The organism is Paenibacillus hebaui (assembly GCF_051934385.1).
In the GTDB taxonomy this organism is placed as follows: Bacteria; Bacillota; Bacilli; order Paenibacillales; family Paenibacillaceae; genus Paenibacillus.
This window is the reverse complement of record NZ_CP196836.1, coordinates 6,106,295-6,130,326: the sequence shown is the minus strand read 5'-3', so window position 1 is coordinate 6,130,326 and position 24,032 is coordinate 6,106,295. Positions and strand designations below refer to the sequence as shown.

The following is a 24,032-nucleotide window of genomic DNA, read 5'->3' as shown; positions in this document are numbered from 1 at the left end:
ATCTATGGAAACCATGACAAGAGGAGAGCTGGCTAAGCGTACCGGTGTAAGTATGGCAACCCTCCGTTATTATGAGGACAGCGGGATTCTGCCCGCTCCCCGTCGTTCCTCCAATGGATACCGGGTGTATACTGAGGATTATCTGGTCAAAATTAAATTCATTAAGGATGCCCAGTCGCTGGGCTACTCTTTAAAGGAAATACAAGAGACCCTGCAGCTGCTTAGCCAGGAGGACATGGAAAGTGATACGTTAAAAATACGGGTCCGTGACCGAATCGCTGACATTCAAAAGCATATTGATCACCTCGAACAGATGCAGATCCATCTTGCCAGATTGCTCAAAACGCCAGAAGATGATATCCACAACTACATTCAGTCTTTCAGAATCAATAAGGGAGATACGGAGGCTTAGTGCAGTCTGTATCCAATAAACACCTTCGAAGTTAACCCTCAACGCATAAGCGTGAGTGTTTTCTCTTGAAGGTGTTTTTTAGGTTCCAACTCATTTAGTACAAACCTGCTTCTCGCAGAAAATAGTGTATGATTTCCGTCTGATACTTGATGCGCACCGAGCGCTTCAGACTCCAGCAGGTCTCTACCGTAACCGAGCGAGACTGAAGCAGGCGTGCAGCAGTTGTGCGAGCAGATCCCGGCAGTTCGTGCTGCTTCAGGTTGAAGTGCTGGTCACGTATGGGGATTGATCGGTTCATCCGCTCAATAACTCTTCTGCATACGGGCACAGCTTTGCTGCCTGGATTGGTGATTAAGGTTTGTCCTAACACCCGCGAACTGCGTTGAGATAATCCGTTAGCTTCATGCAGATCCAGCCACCAGTCGGGTTCATATTGACGGGCAAGCTGAAAGACGGCTGAGGCAAGGGGGTGTTTGGCTTTGCCAGAGAGACGACGAGGGAACGTACGGTTCAAGTCAGGTTTGCCCCGGCTTTTGCTTCGATAAGCCTTCTGATTAACCAGTGGAATAATGATGAGCAGTCCACGAGTCATGTTCCGCCGTCCTGTGGCACAGTCATCTGCAAGCTTCTTTGCAGCTGCTATGCTCGCCGTTTCGTTACCATGGACGCCGGATGTCACGAATACCACAGGTCCAGGCATCATGCCACGTACCATGTAATAGGGGGTGGCGTGTGCGCTGGATGCAGCGAGGTTGTGCTTTGTGACAAGCATAATACTTCACCTCCGTTACTACAGTACGTCAAGTCCTTACCGCTTGTAACGGCAACCGAACAGGCCCTCATCCAGATCGGAGTAAAATAGGCGAATCAGTACACCCGGTGAATAATATCTTCGAAATCCGGTTCTTTCATCTCCACATCTTCAATCTCGCCCCAGTGTTCCAGCTGTTTCAGAATGTCCATCGTACTCCATTCCTTTCGATTCACCTCGACCGTAACGACCTGGCCTTCGACACTTGTAATGTGAATAGCGGACGACACAACGTTGGGGATATGAAACGTCCCCCGGTATGTAACCCGGATCAGCGTAGGCAGTCCAATCGTTTCGCGAAGCGATGAGATGGTTCCGTCATACGTCAGTTGACCGTGATTAATAACCATCACCCGACTGCATAACTGTTCAATATCATCCATATCATGCGTAGTCAGCAAAATCGTTTTGCCAAACTCTTCATTTAATGTGCGCAAAAACTGACGAATGTTCCGCTTGGCGTTCACATCCAGTCCAATGGTCGGTTCATCGAGAAAAAGCAATTCCGGATCATGCAGCATGGAAGCTGCGAGATCGGCACGCATTCGCTGTCCAAGTGAGAGCTTGCGAACAGGCGTGGCCCAGAAGGATTCAAGATCCAGCAGCTCGGCGAACTGGGCCAACCGTTTCTTTTTGTCCTCGGCACGGACCCCGTACATCTCGGCCAGAATATCATATGAATCCTTCACGGGCAGATCCCACCAGAGTTGACTCCGCTGTCCAAACACGACACCGAGACGTCCCACGGCTCGACGTCTATTCTGGTGTGGATTCATGCCACCAAGCAGTACTTCGCCCGAAGTAGGGTGCAGGATGCCTGTCAGCATTTTAATGGTGGTCGATTTGCCGGCTCCGTTTGGACCGATATATCCCACAAACTCCCCCTCATCAATGTCAAAGCTAATATCTCGCACTGCTTCTTTGGACAGATACTCGCGTGAAAATAACGTACGCAGCCCGGAAAATCGTCCTTTGTGTACAACCGGGGTTTTGAATTCCTTTTGCAGATGTCTTGCTGTAATCATATTCATGACCTACTTGCCTCCTTAACTCCCTGTACTTTGATATTTGGTGATACCGAATTTCCAGAAGCGCAGGCTGGCGGCAAGACAGAGGGCAGCTACAGCAGCAACCGCAACAAGAACCCACGCTCCTCCTTGACCCCGCAGCAGATAGAGTGACGGAATATAGTTGACAAATCCCATCGGGATTACCGTTAACAGAATGCCAGACATCCATTTGGGATATAATGTTAGCGGATATTGGGCAGCCGTTCGTGCTGCATCTTCAGTGATCGTCTGTAATTCCTCTATGCGTGTGGTCCAGAATCCGAGTGTGGCTGTAGCAAGTCCGATGGAAAAGAGAATGACTGCCCCAGTCAGGATAATATACAGGGAGAATGGAATGGCTATCCAGCCAATCTGTCCGCTCTGCATCATGCCTGCCAGAGACCAGCAGAGAATGAAGCCGCCTTGCAGAACTTCCCCAGCCATAATGCGGAAGTTCTGCGGCAACAGAGCGAGCAGTACAGGCATCGGGCGGGTCAACAGTTGATCCAGCTCACCGCCAACCAGATATTTTTCCAGATGATGCACTTCATTGCCGAATGTCCGGTATACGGTTTTGGATAACGTCATGATGGCGAAAAGATAACCAATCTCATGAAGTGACCAGCCTTTAATTGCTCCGAATTTATGCAGCACAAGAGCAACCATAAGAAACTCGGAGATTTGAATCAATGCGGCCAGAACGGACGCCAGTATGAAATTGAACTTGTACTGCATCCGGCTGCGGATGCTTGTTCGAATGAGCATTTTATATATGGTGAACCAGGAAGTTCGTTTCATCCACCCTGCACCTCCACTTTACGTCGCATCACTTGGGTGATAGCGAGACAGATCAAGGTCATGAAAAAGCACCAAAGCAAGGTTCCCCATAATAAGGAGCCATCTTCGTAACCAAGGTAGATGCGAGTGGGAACATAGAGCAGGAAAGGATAGGGTGATAGCCAGGCAAGTTGTTCTAACCAGTCAGGAAGCCATTCCAGTGGAATGAAAAAGCCAGCGAGCAGATTGACCATGGCATGATTGCCCCAGTGAAGCCAGGAGGATTCCGTCGTCCAGATCGCGGTGACACCAATGATGTAATTCATACAGATGGATAAGTAGGATGCGCCGGCAAGACCAATTGCGGCAAATAGCAGGGTCGAAGCTTCCGAGGGCCATTGCAGGGAAAAAACAATGGAGAAGAGCAGGTAGATCGGAATACTTTTGTACACGAACTGGTAGGCGATCTGCCCCCATTCGCGCGCCATTAGGTGGGGGAACAGATGAACCGGCCTCATCAGATCTAACGCGATCTGCCCTGTCCTGACGGTTAAGGGAATACCCAGTCCGTTGGTGAGAAAACCTGAGATCCAGAGAGAGGCTTGCGTAAACGCAATGTAACTGATCATCCCCTGTGTTCCGTATTCCCCAAGAGAGTGGTCGGCCCCGATGCCGATCCATAGACAGGCATACATGTAACCGAATATGGCGCTTGCCAGGTTATGTACCATGTGGGCCCCGCGGTATTGCAGGTTCCGGGAGTAGGCTTTGGAAGCCAGAGTGAAATAAAGCATGTGACACCTCCGATAAGTGGTTTGAACGGCGTTTCCGTTCACTTCAGCCAAGGCGAAAAAAGAGAGAAGGACAACAGCATACCAATTTATTCCTTCACAGGCAAGACATTTTTTTAGCAAATAACGGGATTTATAAGGCTGTTCATCAATGCGCCACAAGACAGTGGTCTGTCCGTTCATTTATAATTGGAGTGTAAGGTTACAAACGTTTACAAAATGAAATATTTAAATTTTAACTATACCGCCGGGCTTGTACCTGACGCTTGAGGAAATAGAACGAACACAATCCGGCAAGAGAGAAGGATGTCATGAAGAAAATTGCATGGGTCACTGATAGTACGAGTACACTTGATCCCGATTTTGCGAAGCAGAATCATGTCTACATCGTGCCGTTGCGCATCGTATTTGGAGAAGAATGTTACCGGGAAACGGAAGACATGTCATCTGAATTTTTCTACGAGAAACTGGGGAAGGCATCGCGTGCGAGCAGCTCGCAGCCGCCCATTGGCGAGTTCATTGAACTGTATGAGTCGTTGAAAGACCAGTACGATGAGGTCATCACGATTCATTGCTCTACTGCACTTAGTGGAACGCTGCATACATCGATGCAGGCTGCAGAGATTGCAGGGGTGGCGGTGACCGCAATTGATTCAAGGGCAGGCGCCTATCCTCTTCGCGAGATGATTTTACAAGGATTGGAATGGCAGAAGCAAGGCTGTACGGTTGCCGAGATCAAAGTGAATATTGAACAGATGATTGATAACATGTCCTTTTACCTCATACCGGCCAGCCTCCAGCATCTTCATCGGAGTGGTCGTGTATCGGGCACGCAGCTTATTATTAGTCAACTGTTGAAGATTCATCTGTTGCTCAGATTCGAAGAGGGCAAAGTGGTCGTGAATGAGAAAATTCGTACCTTCAAGCGCACGAAGCAGCGTATGCTGGATATGCTCAAGCTGGACATGGGGAAAGTAAAACACGTATGCATCATGCATGCCAACAATCAGGAAGAAGCGGTCACCATCAAACAACAGATTGCGGATCTGCTCCCTCGATTGAAGACCGAAATTATGCCCTTCATCCCTGTGGTAAGTATTCATGCTGGTGCAGGAACCATTGGACTGTGCTGGATACGAAGCGAGAACGTATAGAGATAGATATAGGATAGAGATACATCCATCTTATAGACCTGGCAGGAAGACCACTTTATAATGAAGTGGCAATTCCGCCGGGTTTTTCGTATTTCATTGCCAATTCTAGCAAACTGTGAGGTAATAAAGAAAAATGTTCATGTTTGGAGGAGAACCCTGTGTCAAGTCACCGCTTGTTGATTGTTGAAGATGATCGCTCAATTAGTGAAATGGTCGGGCCTTATTTGGAAAAAGAGGGATACGACGTCACTTACGCATATGACGGCATGGAGGCAGAACGTCAGTTCAGCCAATCACAACCTGGCTATGATCTGGTTATTCTGGATTTGATGCTCCCCCGCAAAAGTGGGATGGATGTGCTGCAAACCATTCGGGCAGTCAGCTTGGTGCCTGTGCTCATTCTGTCTGCAAAGGATGGGGAGGTGGACAAAGCACTGGGTCTGGGCTTCGGCGCAGACGATTACTTGAGCAAACCGTTCTCATTAATCGAGCTAACTGCCCGCATCAAGGCTGCGATTCGCCGCGCCAATTATACCGCTCAGCCCGTGGCTGAAGTAGCCAGAGATCAGCGCATTCAGATCGGAGGGCTTGTGGTGGATATGGAGACGTACGAGGTGGAGCGTGAAGGGACACCCGTAAGGCTCACTTCCAAGGAATTTGGCATTTTAAAGCTTTTTGTTACTCATCCTGGCAAAGTATTTACCAAGGCTCAGATCTACGCTTCGGTCTGGAACGATCATTATTATGGTGACGAGAATATCATTAACGTACATATGCGTCGTCTGCGTGAGAAACTGGAGGCTGATCCTTCGGCTCCCCAGTACATCAAGACACTGTGGGGCATCGGATATAAGCTGGAGGCGGAGCAGTCATGACACTGATTTTTGCCGTCTCTACAGGTATTCTGGCCATTGCAGTCATCGTATTGGGAGTAAGGCTACACAAACGCAGCAAACACCTGTCTTACATTCATCAAAAAATAACCACTATTTTGGACAAGGAAACCTTTGAACGGGTGCTCGTATTCAACAGCGATGCCCAAATCAGTCAGCTGCTGAAGGACATGAATCAACTGCTGGATCACGCACATCGTGCTGAAGCGGGATATGCGAATCAGGAGAAAGAGATGCGCAATATGCTCTCGAACATCTCACATGATTTGAAGACCCCCCTCACAGTCGTACTTGGCTATAGTGAGACCTTGCTGCACAGCCCATCATTGACCGGTCAGGAACGGGAGGTTATGACGGAGAAAATACAGGATAAGGCGCAGGAAGTGCTACGTTTGATTCATTCCTTTTTTGACCTGGCGAAGCTGGAATCCGGAGACACGGAATTGATACTGACAAGGGTGAATCTAAGCGAATTGTGCCGATTGAAGATGCTCTCTTTTTATGAAATGTTGACCCATCTGGAATTGCAGGTGGAGCTGGCGATTCCGGCAGACGATGTCTTCGTGCAAGGGAATGAAGAAGCACTGGATCGTGTGCTGGATAATCTGATTACCAATGCAATGAAGTATGGAGCAGAGGGTAAGGTGCTGGGTCTTTCACTTGATCATTCGCTAGGTGGACCCGTGACGTTACAGATCTGGGACCAAGGAAAGGGTATTCCCGAAAGTGAGCACAGTCGTGTGTTCGAACGCATGTATACGCTGGAGGATTCCCGCAATCGTCTCTATCAGGGCAGCGGTCTGGGTCTGACCATTACGAAGCGGCTGGTGGAGCGGATGGGTGGAAGGATTGAGTTACATAGTGTGCCCTATAAACGAACTATATTTTCAGTATCATTAAAAGCTTGTTAGCTGATTATGGAGTGTCTCCTATCAAACTTAAGATTTTTGTAAGATTTGATTAATAAAAAAGAAGACTTTTCTCTTTACAATACAGATATAAGAACCCGTCAGGAAGGGTAAAGGAGAACAGGAACGATGGCTTATATCGCACGAACCATAGGTGTCACCAAAGTATATAAAGGCGCAGAGGTTGTATCTAACGTCAACATGAATATCAAGCAAGGGGAGATTTATGGGTTTCTTGGTCCGAATGGGGCAGGAAAAACAACACTCATGAAAATGCTGACCAACCTGGTCAAACCGACGGCAGGCGAGATTGAATTATTCGGAGAAAAACTGACTCCTGCGTCCTATGAACTGCTGAAGCGAATGGGTAGCATCATTGAATATCCTTTTTTCTACGATAAGCTGTCCGCTAAGGAAAATCTGGATCTTCATTGTGAATACATGGGATTCCATAACAAAAAGGTCATCAACGACATGATGGAAAATGTAGGTCTGAAGGACACAGGTAAGAAGCCTGTACGTGATTTTTCTCTGGGGATGAAACAGCGTCTGGGTATTGCTCGCGCATTAATCACAACACCGGAATTGCTCATTTTGGATGAACCGATTAATGGGCTTGATCCTGTAGGGATCAAAGAGATGCGCGACCTGTTCAAACGTCTCAGTTCCCAGTATCGAATGACCTTGTTAATCTCCAGCCACATCCTTGGCGAAATTGAACAGGTTGCGGACACGATTGGGGTTATTCGAAGCGGACGTCTGGTCGAAGAAGTATCAATGGACAGCATCCGTGGAAGCCAAAGTGAATATATTGAGCTGCAGGCGATAGATATTCGTAAAGCAACCTATGTCATGGAACATCAACTTGGGTTGAAAAATTATAAAATAATCGATGACCGCACTGTACGTGTCTATGATTCGGGAATCGCTGCATCGGAATTAACAACCAAGCTGATCCAGCATGGCGTTGAGATCGAATCGATCTCCAAGCGGGCACATTCATTGGAAGAACACTTCATGAACCTGATGAAAGGGGATGGAGAGGTTGCTTAAACTGATCAAGCTTGAATTGCGGAAGCAACAGTTTGCACGATATCTGACAGGCGCAGGTATTGCCAATCTAGCCCTTCTTCTGTTTCTGCTTCTACTCGGGTTTACAGATAGGGGTGCAGAAGATTATGCCTTTGCCGATTATCAGTCCTCCTTCATGATTATTGATACATTCGCCAGAGCCACCTTTATCATATTTGCAGGAGCACTATTATCCAAGCTAGTCATCAGTGAGTATAAAAATAAAACGATGAACGTCATGTTCACCTATCCCATCAAACGGCATAAAATCATTGCTGCCAAACTGATTATCGTGTTTGTTTTTACATTTGTGATGATTATGTTCAGCGATCTGTTGATGGGGGCACTCCTGCTGACCTTAAACCATGTCTACTCCTTCATCCCTGGTTCATTGACATTTATTGATATATCGGGATTTCTGGTAAAATACACCATGAGTTCACTATCTGCTGCGAGTATGGCTCTGATTCCATTATTCTTCGGTATGCGTAAACATTCAGTCACGACTACATTGGTCTCATCCATTCTGCTTGTTCTGGTTGTATGTTCAAATTTCAATGGACCTGTTGTGTCGATTAACACGATAATCGTGATTCCTCTGACACTCAGTGCAATCGGTCTGTGGATTGCTTCACTGTCGATGGTTCGTCTGGAGACGAAAGATGTGAACTGAATTCGCCGGGAAACCATACTTCGTATGGCTTCAGATGCCATTGACATCCGCTCGTACAAGGGATAGGATAATGTCAACTGAAAGACGAAGGAGAATGCAACTACCATGACGATTCCAAAAACATTAACAATAGCCGGCTCGGACACAAGCGGTGGTGCAGGGATTCAAGCCGATTTGAAGACTTTTCAGGAGCTTGGTGTGTACGGCATGACTGTGCTGACCACTGTTGTGGCGATGGAGCCTGATACGTGGGATCACCAGGTCTTCCCTGTGGAATTGAATGTAGTGGAGGCTCAACTGCGCACGGTTCTGGACGGTATCGGTTTCGATGCCATGAAGACGGGGATGCTGGGTTCTGTAGACATCATTGAGCTGGTGGCGAAGCACATCCGCCGTAGCGGCCTGCCACAGATCGTTATCGATCCGGTTATGGTCTGCAAAGGTACGGACGAAGTACTGCAACCTGAAAATACGGAAGCGATGATTGAATTCCTATTGCCAGGTGCCGATCTGGTTACACCTAATCTGTTCGAAGCATCCCAACTGGCGAAGAGCGGACCGATCCGCTCCAAGGAGCAGATGGAAGCTGCGGCAGCTACAATTCATGGTCACGGGGCGAAGCATGTCCTGATTAAGGACAGAGGCGTGATTAATCCAGGCAAAGCGATGGATCTTCTCTATGACGGAACAAACTATGAATGGTTTGAAGTTGATGTTGTCGGCTCCGGGTATACGCATGGTGCGGGCTGCACAACTTCTGCGGCCATTACCGCAGGTTTGGCGCGCGGTCTTACCGTGAAAGAGGCTGTTCGTGAAGGCAAAGCCTTCGTGACCAAAGCGATTGCCGGCGGATTCCCGCTGAACCGCTTTGTTGGCCCAACGCTGCATCTGGCACACCGTCTGGAACATCAACGTTAAGTGATGTGTGCATGTAGCGCATGATCCCGGAGAAAACTTGGGATTCAGCCTGAAGTAGCTGTCAATAGAGCAGAAGCTTGCTCATGGACAGCTATTTTTTTACGGAAAATTATAGAATTTAGTAACTTTTGGTATATATTGATAGTATATAAGGTGGGGTTCGTTCCAGAAAATAGATGGACACATGAACGACACACAAAATCGTTATGTTAACAACAGAATGCTAAAAGGAGAGTCGGCCATGGTCAGAACAGTGCTCCTGGTGGAAGACGAAAGCCGCATTCGTGAGATTGTGGCCGATTATTTCATAAAAGAACAATGGAACGTGATCGAAGCAGAACATGGGGTAGAGGCGTTAGAATTACTGGATCTGCATGAAGTTGATCTGGTCATTCTGGATGTTTTGATGCCCGAAATGGACGGATGGACGTTATGCGGGCATATTCGTTCCCGGTCCACCGTACCTATTATAATGCTGACTGCCAGATCGGAAGATGATGATAAGATTCATGGCTTCCAACTTGGCGTGGATGACTATGTGACGAAGCCGTTCAGTCCTCGTGTACTGGTGGCACGCGCAGAAACATTAATGAAGCGTGTTGAAGGTGCAGTTGGAAGAGAGCAGGGTGTGATCCGCTTTGGACAGGTAACCCTTGATCCGTGGGCACGGCGGCTGGAGAAAGATGGAGCCGAAGTAGAACTTGCTCCCAAAGAATATGATCTGTTGTTATATATGGCACGGAATGCGGGCATTGTATTGTCCCGGGAAGCGATTTTGAATCGGATCTGGGGATATGATTTTGATGGTGATTCTCGTGTCGTGGATACACATATTAAGAAACTGCGCAGCAAACTGGGCGATGAAGCCAAGTGTATCCGGACAGTTATCGGCACCGGATATCGATTCGAGGCTGAAGCATGAGACGAAATGGCGTAACGATGAAGCTGTTTCTGGTGATGGCGGGATTCCTGATCCTTCTGTATGGGACGACGATGTTTGCTCAGTTGATCTGGTTTCCTGACTTCTATCAGCATCAGAAGATTAGTAGCATCAAGAAAAAATTGTCCAACTTCGAGCAACAGTATTCAACCGAGCAGTGGAATGATGTGCAACTCGCCAAGGAAACCGGGAAATTTATGCGTCAGAATCAGTCACATCTGGTGATCCTGACGAACACAGGTAAGCTGGTTAATGATCCGTTTCACATTACGCTGCTCCAAAAGGACGGTAGTCGGGTGAAGGTGTCCCTTTCCCTGTTTATCAATAGTGAGAATGCGGGTTGGATTACATCCCATATGAAATACGGGCAGGAACTGACAGTGACGGGCCCCGCCAGCGGCTTGAAAGAACCCATGGTCTATCCATTCGAGATCAAAGACGCGAGCTCTTCCGCATGGGGGACAGAAAGCTTTCAGGAATTGACTGAACCGGTACAGGAATGGTCGGGTGTATTAACCGAAGTTGTTCTTCCCAATCTGGCGACGTGGAGTCAGAGGCAAGGCTTGCTGGTGCAGGCATTGGGCAGTCGGTTTCCGCTCTCTACAGAAGACCAGCTCAGTCTGGCGAACGGTAAAATGCTCAATGAAGAATGGACGGACAGCTGGAGTGGGGTACGCAATGTCATTACTATTGCTCCGGTACACAGCAGCGGATCCCAGCAGCAACTGATCTTTACGCTTACGTCCCTGCAGGAAATGAGGGAGGCAAGTGATGCAACGCGGTTATTCTATGCGTATTTTGGTATCGGGGCATTTATTTTGATTGTGTTCCTGTCGCTGCTTCTGTCCCGAATTGTTACGAAGCCCTTGCTGGCGTTGAATCATGTTGCCAAAAAGATGTCTACACTTGACTTTACTGTGAAATCGCCGATTCGGCGCAATGATGAAATTGGCAGTCTGTCCGATAGTCTGAATGCTCTGTCTGGCACATTGGGTCAGACACTGGAAGAGTTAAGGCAGGCGAACAATCAGATGCGTACGGATATGGAAATGAAACAGCAGATCGAGCAGCGACAGCGTAAATTCTTTGCCGATGCTTCGCATGAACTTAAGACGCCTATTAGCATCATTAAGGGATATTCTGAAGGACTGAAGGATGGTGTAAGTGAGAGCAAACGAGAGCGCTATATTGAGATCATTGCCGATGAAACAGTCAAAATGGAAACCATGGTAGAAGAAATGCTGGATTTGGTCCGGCTGGAGTCCCAAGCAGTCAAGCTGAACAAAGGTGCTGTGCCGCTTGGAGACATGATTGAAGATATTGCTGGACGACTGGGTCCGCAGCTGAAGGGAAAAGAGCTGGAAGTTGTGCTTGTCTCCACAACAGAGCAGACCGTTGAGGGAGATCGCAGCAAGCTGGAACAAGTTATATATAACATGATGATGAATGCTATACGTCATGCCGTTCCAAAGACCGATATAATGATTGAGATCACCAGACCGGAAGGTCGGGTTCGGATCTCGATTGAGAACAAGGGTGAGCAGATATCGGAAGCCGAACGCCAGTTTATTTGGGAGAGGTTCTACCGGGTGGAGCGCTCGCGCAATCGCAAAATGGGGGGGACCGGGCTGGGCCTGGCCATTGCGAAACAAATTCTCGATCTGCATGAATGTAGCTATGGGGTGGAGAACACGCCGGACGGAGTCCGTTTTTATATTATTTTTCCTAATGCTTAGTATGAAGGGGAGTCAAGTCTATGAAATCTTTACCGTCTATTCTTACCTTAGGTAATCTAACCTCAGGCATGCTGGCTATCGTTATGGCTATTCATGGTGAGTTTGCTCTAGCCGTAACGTTGATATGGGTAGCGATGTTCTTTGATCTGTTTGATGGATACGCAGCCCGTAAATTGCATTGTGAGGGTGAATTCGGCAAAGCGCTGGATTCGCTGGCTGATGTTATTTCGTTCGGAACAGCACCAGTACTGATCCTGTATCTGAATTCTATGACCGAAGTAAGTACGCTGGGTATGGCGCTGACGGCATTGTTCCCGGTTTGTGGGGCATTGCGTCTCGCTCGTTACAATTGTCAGAAGACAGCAAGTCATGGTTTTGTTGGCATGCCCATTACGTTTGCGGGTGGTCTAATGTCCTTTTTCGCGCTATGGAGTCCTTATTTCACTCATGGTGTAGCCTATCTTGTCATTGTTGTATTATCCGTTCTAATGGTTAGTCAAATCCGATTCCCCTCTCTAAAACAAGTGCTTGCCCCTCATGAGAAGGATATTGTGGAACCGAAATAAGGAGCGAGTCAGTATGGAATTAGCAAAAGAATTTATTGGTCAATATGGATATTTCGCAATCTACGGATTACTGGCTCTTGGCGTTATAGGTATGCCTATTCCGGATGAGGTGATGATGACCTTTGTCGGTTATCTCGCTTCCATCTCGGTGCTGGACTATTCAGTGTCCATTGCCGTCAGTTTTGGAGGAGCATTTACCGGAGGACTACTCAGTTATACGATTGGCAAGAGGGCAGGTAGGCCGCTTGTGGAGAAGTATGGAAAATGGGTCGGGGTCAACGCCAAACGACTGGCCAGGGTCGAGTCCTGGTTCCAGAAATACGGGTACTGGTCCATCATTCTGGGCTATTTCATTCCAGGCATTCGCCATCTGATGTGCTGCTTCTCCGGGATTAGCCGCATGGCTATGGGGAGATATGTGATATTCTCTGGAATCGGTGCATTTATATGGTGTGTTGTCTTTATATCGATCGGTTTTTACGTCGGTGTGTTAACTTAGAATGGGACAGCCTGTGATGAAACAGGCGAAGATAAAGACCTCTTGTTATACGGAGCGGTCTTTTTTGTATGTATCGAACTTTAAAGAATAACCTAGCAGATAAGCCAAACCAAGATAACGATCGAACGTTATGAAAGTCTTGAACCTTCCACTCTGGATGTAAATGGTTGAGATTTCTCACGGATTTATAAAACGCAAAAAGCCGCTCCGACCATTTCCGACCTTCATGAATAGAAGGCGAAAAAGTGTCAAAGCGGCGTGTGCTTCACGACCTAGGTTTCTTTTCTAGAAACAAGTATAACGTTTTCCGTTAGCCATTTAAATGTGATTTCTCAATACCTTGTTCAACGCGGGTTTCCCCTTTTTTGCGTGCAAAGGTGATTTTGAGAAGCGGCGGTGTGACCAGCGTGGTAACGATGACCATAATGACGACGCTGGTAAAATACTCTGGATCAAGCAATCCGGCAGCAAGTCCGGTTGAAGCAATAATGAGCGCGACCTCACCTCTGGATATCATGCCTGCACCAATAGCCAGGGAAGAGGAACGGTCAAATCCGGTAAGTCTTGCACCGAGCCCGCCCCCAATTAACTTGGTTAGAATGGCGATGATACTAATCACCACGATCAGCCAGAGCTGTGAGCCTACCCCGTCAAAAGTCACATTCAAGCCGATACTTACAAAGAATACCGGAACAAAAATTCCGTATGCGATGGGTTCCACTTTGCTCTCCACCTCATGTTTGAAGGACGTTTGCGATACCGCAATTCCTGCGGCAAAGGCACCAATAATACCCGCAACGCCCATCCACTCTGCAAAATAGGAAAATCCGAAACAAATAATCAGGCCCGCCGTGATGACGGTCTCCGTTACCTTCAGTGGTGCCATCCATTTCATAATGCGTGGAACAGCTAACCAGCCCACGGCGATGATAACAACAAAGAATAACAGCTTTTTGCCAATCAGCAGAGAGATCGAAGTGTCTCCTCCACCCGTACCAAGCAAGCTCATCATAACAGCAAGGATGACGACGACCAGGACATCATCGACGACAGCTGCACCGAGTATCGTTGTACCTTCTCGAGAGCTGAGTTGATCCATGTCTTTCAGTGTCTGAACCGAAATGCTGACGGAAGTGGCACAGAACAATAGTCCAAAGAACAGTGCATGTGTCTGGGACATGCCGAAAGCAATGGAAGATCCATATCCTCCAATGAATGGTAAAATAATACCACCTACAGCAACAGCGAAGGCTGCCTTCCAATTTTTCTTCAATTGCTCCAAATCTGTCTCAAGTCCCGCAATGAACATAAGCAAAAGTACTCCAATTTCGGCCATATAATGGACAAAATCACTTTGTTGAACCCAGCCCAGCAGCGCAGGTCCGAGAATGACACCGACAATCAGCTTTCCTAATACTGAAGGTTGGCCCAATCTGACGGACAAATCACCAGCAAGTTTGGTGAAAATCAAAATAAGCGCAAGAACCAAAATAAATTCCATAGATGTACTCCTCTCCAGCAGTTGCGTTTATAGAATTACCTGTCCAAGGGCGTTTCATTCCAAGTCAAAAAACAACAAAAAAGGCATAAAACGACATTGGTTAACAGTGCCATTCTATGCCTAAAAAAAGACAAGGAGGGCCCTTGGTGACAGGCTCCTCCGGTTTCAACGCGTATGTGTTTAATTGTGTTAATTATATCACAAATACAGAAAAGGGTAAATGGGGGCAGCAATGAAATTCATGAAAATGGCCTTCAAGGGGCATTTTATAGTCACTGAGGTGGAGTTTTTGTTCAGAGTGTTGTCACTTAACAGTGGTGAAATGGCGAGATATAATGATATAGAACATAGAAGTTAGGATATGAGGAGGATTTTGCATTGGGCAAAAAGGACAAAGGGGAGCCGAACATTCAATCCCCGACCAGCAATAAAAATTTCGCAGGCATCATTATCACGATTTCCATTCTCGCTAATGTCATTATTTTATTATTGTTTTTCGCACCGTCCATCGGGTACAAAGGTGATGTAGCTTTTGATATCACGGTATTGCCGCGGTTCAATGCCGTGTTTAACAGCTTTACCTTCATCTTCCTGCTCGCAGCACTTATTGCGATTATCAAGCGAAATGTGAAGTTGCACAAACGATTTATTCTTGCTGCATTCTCAACGACACTGTTATTCCTTGTGACGTATCTGACATTTCATTATCTCTCACCAGAGACGTCCAAATTCGGTGGTGAAGGCATTGTTCGTTCCATCTACTTCTTCATTCTGATCACCCATAGCATACTGGCAGCCCTCATTGTTCCGTTGGCGTTGTTCACACTTGTGTGGGGCTGGACGAATCAATTGAAGAAACACCGTAAAATCGCACGTTGGACCATGCCAATCTGGCTGTATGTCAGCTCTACAGGTGTCGTGGTATACCTGATGATGGCACCCTATTATTAATATCGTTAAGCATATCTTGCGGGACTTAGGGGTAATGTTTCCATGGAAGGAGGATTCACGGTTATGTACAGAGTTGTTTTGATTCGCCATGGACAGAGTATGTGGAATGTGGAGAACCGATTTACCGGTTGGACCGATGTGGATCTGACGACCGATGGTTACGCAGAGGCCCGTAAAGCAGGGAAGATTTTGAAAGAACAAGGGTTTGATTTTGATTACGCCTATGCTTCTGTGCTGAAACGATCCATCCGAACACTGGATATTGCACTGGATGAGATGGACCTCATGTGGATTCCGATTACGAAAACATGGAAGCTGAATGAACGCCACTATGGTGCATTACAAGGGCTGAACAAACAGCAGACCGCCCTCAAGTTCGGGGAAGAGCAGGTGCAGGAATGGAGACGGTCCGTTAACGTATCTCCTCCGCCACTTGACGAAACCGATGACCGATATGTGCAGGATCTGGACAAGTACAAGCGGCTGGGTTGCACGATCCCGTCTACGGAGAATCTGATGGATACATCGAAGCGGGTACTGGAGTACTGGAATGCGGAGATTAAACCGATGGTATCGGCTGGCAAAAGAATATTGATCTCTGCGCATGGCAACACGCTCCGTTCACTCGTCATGCATCTGGACCAGCTGTCCGAGGCAGACGTGATGGCGCTCAACATCCCGACAGGCATTCCGCTTGTCTATGAACTGGATGAAGATCTGCATCCCATCGGACACTTTTATCTGACCGCGGATGGCTCGACGTACAAACATGAAGAGATGACCCATGTTGCAACGCCATCCGATTGAGCGGATGTGAACGTGTTGTTAATCGTACGTACGAAGTTTGCTTGATTAATCCTTTCCTGTTGATCCTCAACGAGCAAGTGGAAGATGGCCGCTGAATTTCATTCAGAGGTCATCTTTTTTTGCATGATCAAGCTTCAGCTTTGGTTTCGTTTTCCGCCCAGAGGGTAATTCTCAAACAAGGCACGATGTACATTGATCCTGAAGGAGGAGAAGCACATGTCTAAAAGAAGAGGAATACTCATGACGGCCGTTGGAGCAGGCGTAACCTACCTGATGAGGAACAAACAAGCACGGGATAAGCTGTTCACTACGGTTTCGGGACTGATGAAAAGCTCCAGTTCGTCTAATGGAAGCAAAACAAGACCTCGCGTTGAAGTGAAATAGATTACGACATATCCAATGAATGGATTTTATGTTTCTGAGAAACCTGGGGCTACAGTTCCAGGTTTTTTGGTGTTTCGTAACAACAACCCTTTGCTGTAGTCAGGCATGCGATTTTTGCCAGCAAGAATGATACAATGGATACTTGCAGAACGTAAGGAAGGAGATGCACATATGAAGAAAAATCGTCTGGGCACATCCGAATTGATGGTGTCTGAGATTGGACTGGGCTGTATGTCGCTCGGAACCGAGGTGGAGCCCGCCGTGGATCTGATTCACGAGGCTCTGGATCATGGCGTCAATCTGCTGGATACAGCCGATCTGTATGACGCAGGGCGTAATGAAGAAATTGTAGGACAAGCTATTAAGGGACGTCGGGAGCAAGTCATTGTGGCAACCAAAGTAGGCAATCGTCGTATTCCCGGCAAGGAGGGTTGGTCGTGGGACCCGTCCAAAGCCTATATCAAGCAGGCGGTACATGAAAGTCTGAAGCGACTGCAGACCGATTACATCGATCTGTATCAGCTGCATGGCGGGACCATGGATGACCCCGTCCACGAGACGATTGAAGCATTTGAGGAGCTGAAGAAGGAAGGGCTTATTCGGTATTACGGCATCTCTTCCATTCGCCCCAATGTGATTCGGGAATACGTGGAGAGGGCTTCCATTGTCAGTGTGATGAACCAGTATAGTGTTGCTGACCGCCGAGCGGAAGAGGAAGTGCTACCTTTATTGGAACAACAGGGGATCAGTGTAATCGCTCGTGGACCTGTAGCCAGCGGTGTGCTCGCCGATTCCGGAGCTGCCAAGGCAGACAAAGGCTATCTGGATTATACGCCAGAGCAACTGCATACCATTCGGCAAGGACTAAATCGACTGGTCACAGATGATCGTAGCATGGCTCAGACGGCTATTCGCTACGCGCTATCCCATCCTGCTGTTGCGGCTGTGGTCCCTGGAGCCAGCTCCAGACAACAATTGCTGCACAACATCGCAGCTTCGAAATCAGCACCGCTCACAGCTGCCGAGATCCAGGCCATACGGGAGCATAGCCCCGCTAATCTGTATAAGCAGCACCGCTGAACATAGCAGTCCTATTTTCAATTGTAACTATTCAAGGTACAATAGGGTGAGAAGTGTGATGAACCATACAAAAGTACGTGTTCAAAAAGTCTGGTTTTCAGTACCGAGAAGATGGAATGAAGCTAGAAATGGAGTAGCGGAGCGTAGGGAAAACGACGTGAGCAACGGACATTTCGGCTGAATTTCAACTTCGATGCTGATGATGCTGCTAGGCATGATTCGTAATCAAAAGCGGACTTTTTGAACAACCTATAAAAGGGAGTGATGACATTATGGAAAGAATTCAAAGTGAACAGCAATATCGCGATATGATTAAGTCCGACGGTCTGACCGTCATTAAATTTGATACAACGTGGTGTGTGGATTGCAAAAATATGGACCGCTTTATCGGTGATGTGATCGACCAACACGCGGACAAAACCTTCTATGCGATGGATGCAGAAGAGTTCCAGCCGCTGGCTGAAGAGAATGCTGTGCGCGGCATCCCGAGCCTGCTCGTCTTCCAGAACGGCAAGAAGATCGCACATCTGCATAGCAAATGGGCGAAAACACCTGCTCAAATCTCTGAGTATTTGGAGACGCTTGAATCCAAAGTTTAATTTCTGCTGCCGAACCTGGACGGTATAATCTGCTCTCCATCATCCGTTAAGGCTGCTGCGGATCGCCCGATTATAAACGCGAGCGCAATCCGGTAGTACTTCGGGATTCGTTCCCTGGCGCTCAGGCTGGTTGGAACCGATGAAATCCCGCCACACTACCCGACTTGACTTTTCTGAAATTACCATTGACGGACCTACTGACTATGATTTATGATAAGCACATAAAATTTAAGTATTACAAATGGCGTGTTACCGTAGAAGGGCATGAGCCAAGGGTTGTCTTCATTTAATATGAGGCGGTTCTTGGCTTTTTTTGATGCGGAAATTCCGAAAATTAGGGAAGGAGGGAGAACTTGTCTTGGGAAATCGAACAATTTCAAATTCTGCGTGTGATTGGGAATAATGTTGTTATGGTCCAGGGAAGCAAGAACGGCAAGGAATATGTCATTATCGGCAAAGGGATCGGTTTTGGGGTGAAGGATGCCGGGATCATTGAAGGCAATGATGAGCGGATTGAGAAGCTGTACCGTCTGGAAGACCGGGATGAATGGAGCCAGTTTCAGATTTTACTTGAAGATATTGAGCCTAAAGTTATGAAGATCACTGATGAAATTATCGGAGATATTACTTGTCAGTTTCCCGGCAAGTTAAACGACAAAATTTATTTGGCGCTCCCAAGCCACATCCAGTTTACCATTTACCGCCTGCGCAGCGGTATGGACATCATTAACCCCTTTTTGCAAGAAACGAAAATGACGTTTCCCAAAGAATATGAAATCGCTCTCAAAGCGGCGGAAAAGATCAGTGCCGAATTCAATGTGCAAATACCGGATGATGAAGTCGGCTTCCTGACCTATCACGTCTATTCTGCGGTCAGCAATGTGCCGGTCGGCAAGCTGATCAAGGTATCGAACATGGTCAGCGAGCTACTGGATCTGATCCGTGCCGAGCAGAAGATCAAGTTTGAGCATGGCAGTATGAATCATATAAGGCTGATGATCCATCTGCGCTTTTCACTGGAACGGATTTTGCAGGGATCGATGATCGATAATCCGTTCGTGAAGCACATCAAGAAAGAGTACAAGCCAGAATACAAGCTGGCGCAAAAACTTGGAGAGGTGATGCAGGATAAACTTGAGGTGGAGGTTCCGGAGGAGGAACTATGCTTTATGGCCATGCACTTGCACAGGCTGTTCAAAACTATAGAGAACAATAATAAATAGTAATAAGAGAGGAGTGATGCGGATGTTTTCCAAATGGAGATCCAAAAAAGAAGAGCGGCGGACTGTGAAAATGATAGAAATTACAGCCCCTTTAAGTGGACGGGCCGTGCCTCTAGCTCAAGTTCCGGATGATACTTTTGCTGGAGGATATATGGGTAGCGGGCTTGCCATAGAGCCGATCGAAGGCAGACTTTGTGCACCATTTGACGGCAAAATTGCCCATATCGTGAAATCGAATCATGCACTGATTCTTGAACACGCTTCCGGACTGCAACTTCTGTTACATATCGGTATCGATACAGTTAGTCTGAAAGGCAGCGGATTCCTTAGCCATGTTGCTACAGGCGACAGCGTGAAAGCCGGGCAATTACTGATTGAATTCGACATTGATTCCATCTGTGCTGCCGGATTTGCAACCATCTCGCCGATCATAGTAACCAGTATGGAGGAAAACCCTCCAGAGGTAGAATGTCTGTTCGGACAGGTCAAGGCGGGAGCAGATCTAATATTAAAAATAACATCACAGTAATAGTACACATGGCGTACCTATTATGAATTAAGGGAGATGATTGTATTATGTTGGCTTTTCTACAGAAGTTAGGCAAGTCGCTGATGCTTCCAGTTGCCACTATGCCGGCGGCAGCGATTTTACAGGGGTTAGGGCTCATTGACTATGAGAAGGATCTGCATATGGGCAGCGCGATTGGTGGATTCCTGAACCAGTATGTTGCACCGTTTTTGAACGCTGGTGCAGGCGCTATTTTTGGAAATCTGGCTCTTATCTTTGCCATTGGGGTTGCCATCGGTTTTGCCGGAGACGCCGTTGCCGCACTGTCAGCGCTCATTGCTTATATGGTGCTTACAAAGGTACTGGAGATTGTACCGCAGCAGTTTTCTTACATTAATGATGATGTAGTGCTGAACATGGGCGTTCTGGGCGGTATTTTTGCCGGTGCCTGGGCCGCGTTCCTGTACAAGAGATATCATAATATTAAAATGCCGGATTGGCTCGGCTTCTTCGCTGGCAAACGTTTCGTACCGATCATTACAGCAGCTACGACGATGGTACTGGCGGTATTCGTAGGAATGATCTGGAGCCCGGTACAGGATATTATCAGCGATTTTGGTAACTGGGTCGTTAGCCTTGGCGCATTTGGTGCATTTGTCTTTGGTACGGCCAACCGCCTGCTGATTCCGATCGGTCTGCATCATGTTATGAACACGATCGCCTGGTTCCAGATTGGAGACTTTACGAATGCGGCTGGAGAAGTAGTGCATGGGGATCTCACCCGCTTCTTCGCTGGAGACAAATCTGCGGGAATGTTCATGACAGGTTTCTTCCCAATTATGATGTTCGCATTGCCTGGTGCTGCTCTGGCGTTCATTCATACCGCCAAGCGGGAAAAACGCAAGCTTGTAGGCTCTATATTCATCGGTTCGGCAATTGCTTCCTTCCTGACAGGGATTACAGAGCCGCTTGAATTCTCCTTCATGTTCGTTGCCCCCGTACTCTACGTCGTGCATGCTATATTGACGGGTCTGGCGGGTCTACTGATGTATGTACTCGACGTCAAACTAGGGTTTGGCTTCTCCGCTGGGCTGATTGACTATCTTATAAACATGAAGCTGTCTACGAATGCGTGGATTCTTATTCCGGTCGGTCTGGGGTTCTTCGCACTATATTATGTACTGTTCCGCTTCATTATTGTAAAGTTCAACCTGAAGACACCGGGGCGTGAAGATGATACAGACGATGCAGTACAGGAGGTTGGTACAAAAACTACTGGATCTGCCTCTTCAAGAGCGGCAAAAATTTTGGAGAACATCGGAGGACCGTCGAATATCCGAACCATCGATGCCTGTATTACACGTCTGCGGCTCGACGTCAACGACGACAAGGCGGTAAAGGACGCTGCGCTGAAGCAGCTTGGCGCATCCGGCGTAATGCGGCTTGGTCAGGGTGCGGTGCAGATCGTATTCGGTCCGCAATCCGAGCAGATTAAGGATGATATCAAAAAGCTGATGTAATGGATAATATAAATATATGTGAGCAAGCGGACATCTTTGGATGTCCGCTTATTTAATGATTTAGGTATACCTGTTTTGAACATACGTCAACCGCGAAAGGGACGGAAGAGAAGATGGAAAGGGGTTGTTTAGAATTTGATCAGTGGCTCTCTGTATACTTAGAGAACATACTGAATATTGGAGTGAGAGGGATCATGTCGAACAAAGCCATTTTTGAAGAGATGCACCAACTGAGCCATAATGATGACCTAAGATACCGATTGTTAATGAGAGGAGTGAAGCAACTGCTGCAGGAACAAAAGCAGAATAGATATAATCTGCTTGAGAAATTAAAATATCGGAAGAAACAGCGCAGCATTCAAGCGAAAGAGTGGTACTGAGTCAGAACTTTTCCTGGAAGTGAGCACCAGTCTGGATGCCCATGTACATAGTTCGTTCGTTCAACTAGTCAGTGAAGCAACATTAGAACCATGAAGCCCCTAAACATAGCACAACAACTAAATATGGCGGCCTCATTCCGAAGGGAACGTGAGGCCGCCATTGGTTTTGCCTGTCTAATTACTTCAATTGCAGGGTTACATCAAAATAATAAAGAACACGGCTGCCAGCACGAAGCGATATACGGCGAAGACAGTTAGACTCAATTTTTTCAAAATAGACAGGAACGTCTTAATCGCAAGCATAGCGACGATGAAAGCAGCGATAAATCCGATTGCAAAGATGGGGAAATCACTGCCGTTCAGGTGATCGATACTTTTGTACAGGTCATATCCCGTGGCACCAATCATAATCGGTACAGACACGAGGAACGTAAACTCAGCTGCTGCTACGCGGCTTACCCCTGCGAAGAGACCCCCAGAGATCGTAGATCCCGAACGCGAGAAGCCTGGCCACAACGCCAAAATCTGAAATAGTCCCACAACGAATGCCTGTTTATACGTAATATCGTCGACATCATGGGTAGTAATACGCTCACTACGGTGGCTCCAGCGCTCAGCTACGATCATTAATATACCACCAATAACGAGGCTATATAGCACTGTCTCAGGACCAAATAAATGTGCCTTGATCCAATCCCGGAATACAAGTCCGATGACTACGGCAGGAACCATCGCCAGAAAGATATGTCCCAGATTGAGACGGCGGGAATAACGTTTTGTCCCCCCGGTGAAGCGGAACATATCAATAAACTTGTTCCAGTACAGTACAACGACAGCAAGTACAGCTCCAAGCTGCACAACAACCTCAAATGTTTTGACTGAATCGTTGTCCTCCGATAATCCCAGTAAGTGGGCAGTCAGAATCATGTGTCCGGTTGAGGACACGGGCAAAAACTCAGTTAAACCTTCGATGATGCCCATAATGATGGATGATATAAAGTCCAATTTCTCTTCCTCCTTGAAATACAGATGACAGTATACAGGCTGTCATGCGGTTGACAGTGCCCATTGTTAAAAAAAAGGCCATCATCTATTATGCTCACAAACGTATCCAACTTCAACTTATGCTTGTTAACGAATTGTTAAACACCATATTGACAAAAACCTAGTTATCCCATAGGATATATATTAACTGACTGACTGATCAATCGGGAGGATTATACAAATGTCCAAAATCAACCATATGGAACCCGGAGAAGAACGCCGGGATCAGATTATACGCATAGCCATGGAACGGTTCGCAACTCAAGGCTACCATCAGACGAAAATTTCCGATATCGTTCGAGAAGCCGGGGTAGCACAAGGAACCTTTTACTGGCACTTCAAGAGCAAAGAAGCCATTGCTTCGGAGATTGTATTAACGGGCAAGGAGGAATTGCTTGAAGCAATCGGGCAAGGATACCGCAAGGATGCTGGAACGGTCGAGGATATGGTGAAGGCTTCGGAAAGGCTGTTTACCGACTTGTTTTCTTTTGCTGCGAACAATCGTTACTTTATGGAATTGTTGCTCAGAGGCATTGTCTCGGAAGAGTCGGTACGTCGTATGGTTGAGGAAACAAGAAATGCCGTGGAACTTGCATTCCGTCACAACATGGAACGAGCCATTGAGCTTGGCATGCTGCCGCACTCCATGGATGTTCCACTAAGGGCCGCATTGCTGGTAAGCATGATTGAAGGTATGATTTCGCGCTGGCTATTCGGATCGGAGGAGCTGCACAGCGAGTTCTCATCCATGACGGCTTCTTTGCTCGCAGCCGAGGCGGCAAGCTTTGAATTTTACGGACTGCTCGGCACATAGAGACGTGCTGGCTCCGCAGCTTT

Annotated in this window: 28 protein-coding genes; 21 read left to right on the top strand and 7 right to left on the bottom strand. The window is 47.3% G+C overall.

The features are described 5' to 3' along the window. The first annotated feature begins 4 nt into the window (after positions 1 to 4). Complete coding sequence (locus ACR32F_RS27895) at positions 5 to 412, top strand: MerR family transcriptional regulator (protein WP_440112829.1); 408 nt, start codon at positions 5 to 7, stop codon at positions 410 to 412. A gap of 94 nt (positions 413 to 506) precedes the next feature. Here ACR32F_RS27895 and ACR32F_RS27890 read toward each other — a convergent pair whose 3' ends face one another. From ACR32F_RS27890 to ACR32F_RS27875, 4 genes are all read right to left on the bottom strand, one after another. Then, complete coding sequence (locus tag ACR32F_RS27890) at positions 507 to 1,184, bottom strand: succinylglutamate desuccinylase/aspartoacylase family protein (protein WP_440112827.1); 678 nt, start codon at positions 1,182 to 1,184, stop codon at positions 507 to 509. 95 nt (positions 1,185 to 1,279) lie between these two features. Then, positions 1,280 to 2,248, bottom strand: coding sequence for an ABC transporter ATP-binding protein (locus ACR32F_RS27885; protein WP_440120037.1), 969 nt, complete (start codon positions 2,246 to 2,248; stop codon positions 1,280 to 1,282). Positions 2,249 to 2,269: 21 nt separating this feature from the next. Continuing rightward, positions 2,270 to 3,070: an ABC transporter permease gene (locus ACR32F_RS27880; RefSeq protein WP_440112825.1), complete on the bottom strand. Its 801-nt coding sequence runs from the start codon at positions 3,068 to 3,070 to the stop codon at positions 2,270 to 2,272. Continuing rightward, positions 3,067 to 3,843, bottom strand: coding sequence for an ABC transporter permease (locus ACR32F_RS27875; RefSeq protein ID WP_440112823.1), 777 nt, complete (start codon positions 3,841 to 3,843; stop codon positions 3,067 to 3,069). The genes ACR32F_RS27880 and ACR32F_RS27875 overlap by 4 nt, the downstream gene beginning before the upstream one ends. Positions 3,844 to 4,151: 308 nt before the next feature. Between ACR32F_RS27875 and ACR32F_RS27870 the strand changes: the two genes are divergently transcribed. From ACR32F_RS27870 to ACR32F_RS27825, 10 genes are all read left to right on the top strand, one after another. Further along, positions 4,152 to 4,994 (top strand): DegV family protein, encoded by an 843-nt coding sequence (locus tag ACR32F_RS27870; RefSeq protein WP_440112821.1) that lies wholly within the window; start codon positions 4,152 to 4,154, stop codon positions 4,992 to 4,994. 209 nt (positions 4,995 to 5,203) lie between these two features. Then, entirely contained in the window at positions 5,204 to 5,869 is a 666-nt protein-coding gene (locus tag ACR32F_RS27865; protein WP_440120036.1) for a response regulator transcription factor, read from the top strand. Beyond that, complete coding sequence (locus ACR32F_RS27860; RefSeq protein ID WP_440112819.1) at positions 5,866 to 6,798, top strand: sensor histidine kinase; 933 nt, start codon at positions 5,866 to 5,868, stop codon at positions 6,796 to 6,798. Before ACR32F_RS27865 ends, ACR32F_RS27860 begins: the two co-directional genes overlap by 4 nt. A 126-nt stretch (positions 6,799 to 6,924) precedes the next feature. Continuing rightward, the gene (locus tag ACR32F_RS27855) at positions 6,925 to 7,848 is read left to right on the top strand and encodes an ABC transporter ATP-binding protein (RefSeq protein ID WP_440112818.1); all 924 of its coding nucleotides are present in this window, start codon (positions 6,925 to 6,927) and stop codon (positions 7,846 to 7,848) included. Continuing rightward, on the top strand, positions 7,841 to 8,539 hold the full coding sequence (locus ACR32F_RS27850) for an ABC transporter permease (protein ID WP_440112817.1): 699 nt from the start codon (positions 7,841 to 7,843) through the stop codon (positions 8,537 to 8,539). Before ACR32F_RS27855 ends, ACR32F_RS27850 begins: the two co-directional genes overlap by 8 nt. Positions 8,540 to 8,644: 105 nt before the next feature. Continuing rightward, on the top strand, positions 8,645 to 9,457 hold the full coding sequence (gene thiD, locus ACR32F_RS27845; RefSeq protein WP_440112815.1) for a bifunctional hydroxymethylpyrimidine kinase/phosphomethylpyrimidine kinase: 813 nt from the start codon (positions 8,645 to 8,647) through the stop codon (positions 9,455 to 9,457). A gap of 241 nt (positions 9,458 to 9,698) precedes the next feature. Beyond that, on the top strand, positions 9,699 to 10,379 hold the full coding sequence (locus ACR32F_RS27840; protein ID WP_440112813.1) for a response regulator transcription factor: 681 nt from the start codon (positions 9,699 to 9,701) through the stop codon (positions 10,377 to 10,379). Then, positions 10,376 to 12,133, top strand: a complete 1,758-nt coding sequence (locus ACR32F_RS27835; protein ID WP_440112811.1) for a sensor histidine kinase — start codon at positions 10,376 to 10,378, stop codon at positions 12,131 to 12,133. Before ACR32F_RS27840 ends, ACR32F_RS27835 begins: the two co-directional genes overlap by 4 nt. A 20-nt stretch (positions 12,134 to 12,153) precedes the next feature. Then, on the top strand, positions 12,154 to 12,699 hold the full coding sequence (pssA, locus tag ACR32F_RS27830) for a CDP-diacylglycerol--serine O-phosphatidyltransferase (RefSeq protein ID WP_440112809.1): 546 nt from the start codon (positions 12,154 to 12,156) through the stop codon (positions 12,697 to 12,699). Between the two features lie 13 nt (positions 12,700 to 12,712). Then, positions 12,713 to 13,198, top strand: a complete 486-nt coding sequence (locus ACR32F_RS27825) for a DedA family protein (RefSeq protein WP_440112807.1) — start codon at positions 12,713 to 12,715, stop codon at positions 13,196 to 13,198. Between the two features lie 310 nt (positions 13,199 to 13,508). Here the strand turns inward: ACR32F_RS27825 and ACR32F_RS27820 are convergent, their stop codons facing one another. After that, the gene (locus ACR32F_RS27820; RefSeq protein ID WP_440112805.1) at positions 13,509 to 14,699 is read right to left on the bottom strand and encodes a cation:proton antiporter; all 1,191 of its coding nucleotides are present in this window, start codon (positions 14,697 to 14,699) and stop codon (positions 13,509 to 13,511) included. A 378-nt stretch (positions 14,700 to 15,077) separates the two neighbouring features. Between ACR32F_RS27820 and ACR32F_RS27815 the strand changes: the two genes are divergently transcribed. The 5 genes from ACR32F_RS27815 (at position 15,078) to ACR32F_RS27795 (ending at position 18,520) form a co-directional block, all read left to right on the top strand. After that, positions 15,078 to 15,650: a DUF420 domain-containing protein gene (locus ACR32F_RS27815; RefSeq protein WP_440112803.1), complete on the top strand. Its 573-nt coding sequence runs from the start codon at positions 15,078 to 15,080 to the stop codon at positions 15,648 to 15,650. 63 nt (positions 15,651 to 15,713) lie between these two features. Then, complete coding sequence (gene gpmA / locus ACR32F_RS27810; RefSeq protein WP_440112802.1) at positions 15,714 to 16,457, top strand: 2,3-diphosphoglycerate-dependent phosphoglycerate mutase; 744 nt, start codon at positions 15,714 to 15,716, stop codon at positions 16,455 to 16,457. A gap of 216 nt (positions 16,458 to 16,673) precedes the next feature. Then, positions 16,674 to 16,841, top strand: a complete 168-nt coding sequence (locus ACR32F_RS27805) for a hypothetical protein (protein WP_440112800.1) — start codon at positions 16,674 to 16,676, stop codon at positions 16,839 to 16,841. Between the two features lie 171 nt (positions 16,842 to 17,012). Further along, a complete protein-coding gene (locus ACR32F_RS27800; protein ID WP_440112798.1) occupies positions 17,013 to 17,921 on the top strand; it encodes an aldo/keto reductase in 909 nt (302 codons plus the stop codon). 272 nt (positions 17,922 to 18,193) lie between these two features. Then, positions 18,194 to 18,520 (top strand): thioredoxin family protein, encoded by a 327-nt coding sequence (locus ACR32F_RS27795; protein WP_440112797.1) that lies wholly within the window; start codon positions 18,194 to 18,196, stop codon positions 18,518 to 18,520. A 39-nt stretch (positions 18,521 to 18,559) separates the two neighbouring features. On the opposite strand, the gene ACR32F_RS27790 is transcribed toward ACR32F_RS27795, so the two are convergent. Further along, positions 18,560 to 18,706, bottom strand: a complete 147-nt coding sequence (locus tag ACR32F_RS27790) for a hypothetical protein (RefSeq protein WP_440112795.1) — start codon at positions 18,704 to 18,706, stop codon at positions 18,560 to 18,562. A gap of 167 nt (positions 18,707 to 18,873) precedes the next feature. Here ACR32F_RS27790 and ACR32F_RS27785 point away from each other — a divergent pair, with 167 nt between their 5' ends. From ACR32F_RS27785 to ACR32F_RS27770, 4 genes are all read left to right on the top strand, one after another. Further along, positions 18,874 to 19,743 (top strand): PRD domain-containing protein, encoded by an 870-nt coding sequence (locus tag ACR32F_RS27785; protein WP_440112793.1) that lies wholly within the window; start codon positions 18,874 to 18,876, stop codon positions 19,741 to 19,743. A gap of 22 nt (positions 19,744 to 19,765) precedes the next feature. Further along, positions 19,766 to 20,272: a PTS sugar transporter subunit IIA gene (locus ACR32F_RS27780; RefSeq protein ID WP_440112791.1), complete on the top strand. Its 507-nt coding sequence runs from the start codon at positions 19,766 to 19,768 to the stop codon at positions 20,270 to 20,272. 47 nt (positions 20,273 to 20,319) lie between these two features. Further along, a complete protein-coding gene (gene nagE, locus ACR32F_RS27775; RefSeq protein ID WP_440112789.1) occupies positions 20,320 to 21,771 on the top strand; it encodes an N-acetylglucosamine-specific PTS transporter subunit IIBC in 1,452 nt (483 codons plus the stop codon). A 194-nt stretch (positions 21,772 to 21,965) separates the two neighbouring features. Further along, the gene (locus tag ACR32F_RS27770; RefSeq protein WP_440112788.1) at positions 21,966 to 22,151 is read left to right on the top strand and encodes a hypothetical protein; all 186 of its coding nucleotides are present in this window, start codon (positions 21,966 to 21,968) and stop codon (positions 22,149 to 22,151) included. Positions 22,152 to 22,346: 195 nt separating this feature from the next. On the opposite strand, the gene bacA is transcribed toward ACR32F_RS27770, so the two are convergent. Beyond that, a complete protein-coding gene (gene bacA, locus ACR32F_RS27765; RefSeq protein ID WP_440112787.1) occupies positions 22,347 to 23,156 on the bottom strand; it encodes an undecaprenyl-diphosphate phosphatase in 810 nt (269 codons plus the stop codon). Between the two features lie 220 nt (positions 23,157 to 23,376). Between bacA and ACR32F_RS27760 the strand changes: the two genes are divergently transcribed. Beyond that, positions 23,377 to 24,009 (top strand): TetR/AcrR family transcriptional regulator, encoded by a 633-nt coding sequence (locus ACR32F_RS27760; protein ID WP_440112785.1) that lies wholly within the window; start codon positions 23,377 to 23,379, stop codon positions 24,007 to 24,009. Positions 24,010 to 24,032 lie beyond the last annotated feature (23 nt).

What these genes read in the sequence shown, in the direction of transcription:
- ACR32F_RS27820 (WP_440112805.1), bottom strand. Translation starts at nt 14,699, where the DNA reads ATGGAATTTATTTTGGTTCTTGCGCTTATTTTGATTTTCACCAAACTT.
- ACR32F_RS27795 (WP_440112797.1), top strand. Translation starts at nt 18,194, where the DNA reads ATGGAAAGAATTCAAAGTGAACAGCAATATCGCGATATGATTAAGTCC.
- gpmA (WP_440112802.1), top strand. Translation starts at nt 15,714, where the DNA reads ATGTACAGAGTTGTTTTGATTCGCCATGGACAGAGTATGTGGAATGTG.
- ACR32F_RS27885 (WP_440120037.1), bottom strand. Translation starts at nt 2,248, where the DNA reads ATGATTACAGCAAGACATCTGCAAAAGGAATTCAAAACCCCGGTTGTA.
- ACR32F_RS27870 (WP_440112821.1), top strand. Translation starts at nt 4,152, where the DNA reads ATGAAGAAAATTGCATGGGTCACTGATAGTACGAGTACACTTGATCCC.
- ACR32F_RS27780 (WP_440112791.1), top strand. Translation starts at nt 19,766, where the DNA reads ATGTTTTCCAAATGGAGATCCAAAAAAGAAGAGCGGCGGACTGTGAAA.
- ACR32F_RS27805 (WP_440112800.1), top strand. Translation starts at nt 16,674, where the DNA reads ATGTCTAAAAGAAGAGGAATACTCATGACGGCCGTTGGAGCAGGCGTA.
- ACR32F_RS27840 (WP_440112813.1), top strand. Translation starts at nt 9,699, where the DNA reads ATGGTCAGAACAGTGCTCCTGGTGGAAGACGAAAGCCGCATTCGTGAG.
- ACR32F_RS27875 (WP_440112823.1), bottom strand. Translation starts at nt 3,843, where the DNA reads ATGCTTTATTTCACTCTGGCTTCCAAAGCCTACTCCCGGAACCTGCAA.
- ACR32F_RS27800 (WP_440112798.1), top strand. Translation starts at nt 17,013, where the DNA reads ATGAAGAAAAATCGTCTGGGCACATCCGAATTGATGGTGTCTGAGATT.
- ACR32F_RS27835 (WP_440112811.1), top strand. Translation starts at nt 10,376, where the DNA reads ATGAGACGAAATGGCGTAACGATGAAGCTGTTTCTGGTGATGGCGGGA.
- ACR32F_RS27790 (WP_440112795.1), bottom strand. Translation starts at nt 18,706, where the DNA reads ATGGTAATTTCAGAAAAGTCAAGTCGGGTAGTGTGGCGGGATTTCATC.
- ACR32F_RS27890 (WP_440112827.1), bottom strand. Translation starts at nt 1,184, where the DNA reads ATGCTTGTCACAAAGCACAACCTCGCTGCATCCAGCGCACACGCCACC.
- ACR32F_RS27770 (WP_440112788.1), top strand. Translation starts at nt 21,966, where the DNA reads ATGTCGAACAAAGCCATTTTTGAAGAGATGCACCAACTGAGCCATAAT.
- nagE (WP_440112789.1), top strand. Translation starts at nt 20,320, where the DNA reads ATGTTGGCTTTTCTACAGAAGTTAGGCAAGTCGCTGATGCTTCCAGTT.
- ACR32F_RS27895 (WP_440112829.1), top strand. Translation starts at nt 5, where the DNA reads ATGGAAACCATGACAAGAGGAGAGCTGGCTAAGCGTACCGGTGTAAGT.
- ACR32F_RS27760 (WP_440112785.1), top strand. Translation starts at nt 23,377, where the DNA reads ATGTCCAAAATCAACCATATGGAACCCGGAGAAGAACGCCGGGATCAG.
- ACR32F_RS27855 (WP_440112818.1), top strand. Translation starts at nt 6,925, where the DNA reads ATGGCTTATATCGCACGAACCATAGGTGTCACCAAAGTATATAAAGGC.
- ACR32F_RS27825 (WP_440112807.1), top strand. Translation starts at nt 12,713, where the DNA reads ATGGAATTAGCAAAAGAATTTATTGGTCAATATGGATATTTCGCAATC.
- ACR32F_RS27880 (WP_440112825.1), bottom strand. Translation starts at nt 3,070, where the DNA reads ATGAAACGAACTTCCTGGTTCACCATATATAAAATGCTCATTCGAACA.
- ACR32F_RS27865 (WP_440120036.1), top strand. Translation starts at nt 5,204, where the DNA reads ATGGTCGGGCCTTATTTGGAAAAAGAGGGATACGACGTCACTTACGCA.
- pssA (WP_440112809.1), top strand. Translation starts at nt 12,154, where the DNA reads ATGAAATCTTTACCGTCTATTCTTACCTTAGGTAATCTAACCTCAGGC.
- thiD (WP_440112815.1), top strand. Translation starts at nt 8,645, where the DNA reads ATGACGATTCCAAAAACATTAACAATAGCCGGCTCGGACACAAGCGGT.
- ACR32F_RS27860 (WP_440112819.1), top strand. Translation starts at nt 5,866, where the DNA reads ATGACACTGATTTTTGCCGTCTCTACAGGTATTCTGGCCATTGCAGTC.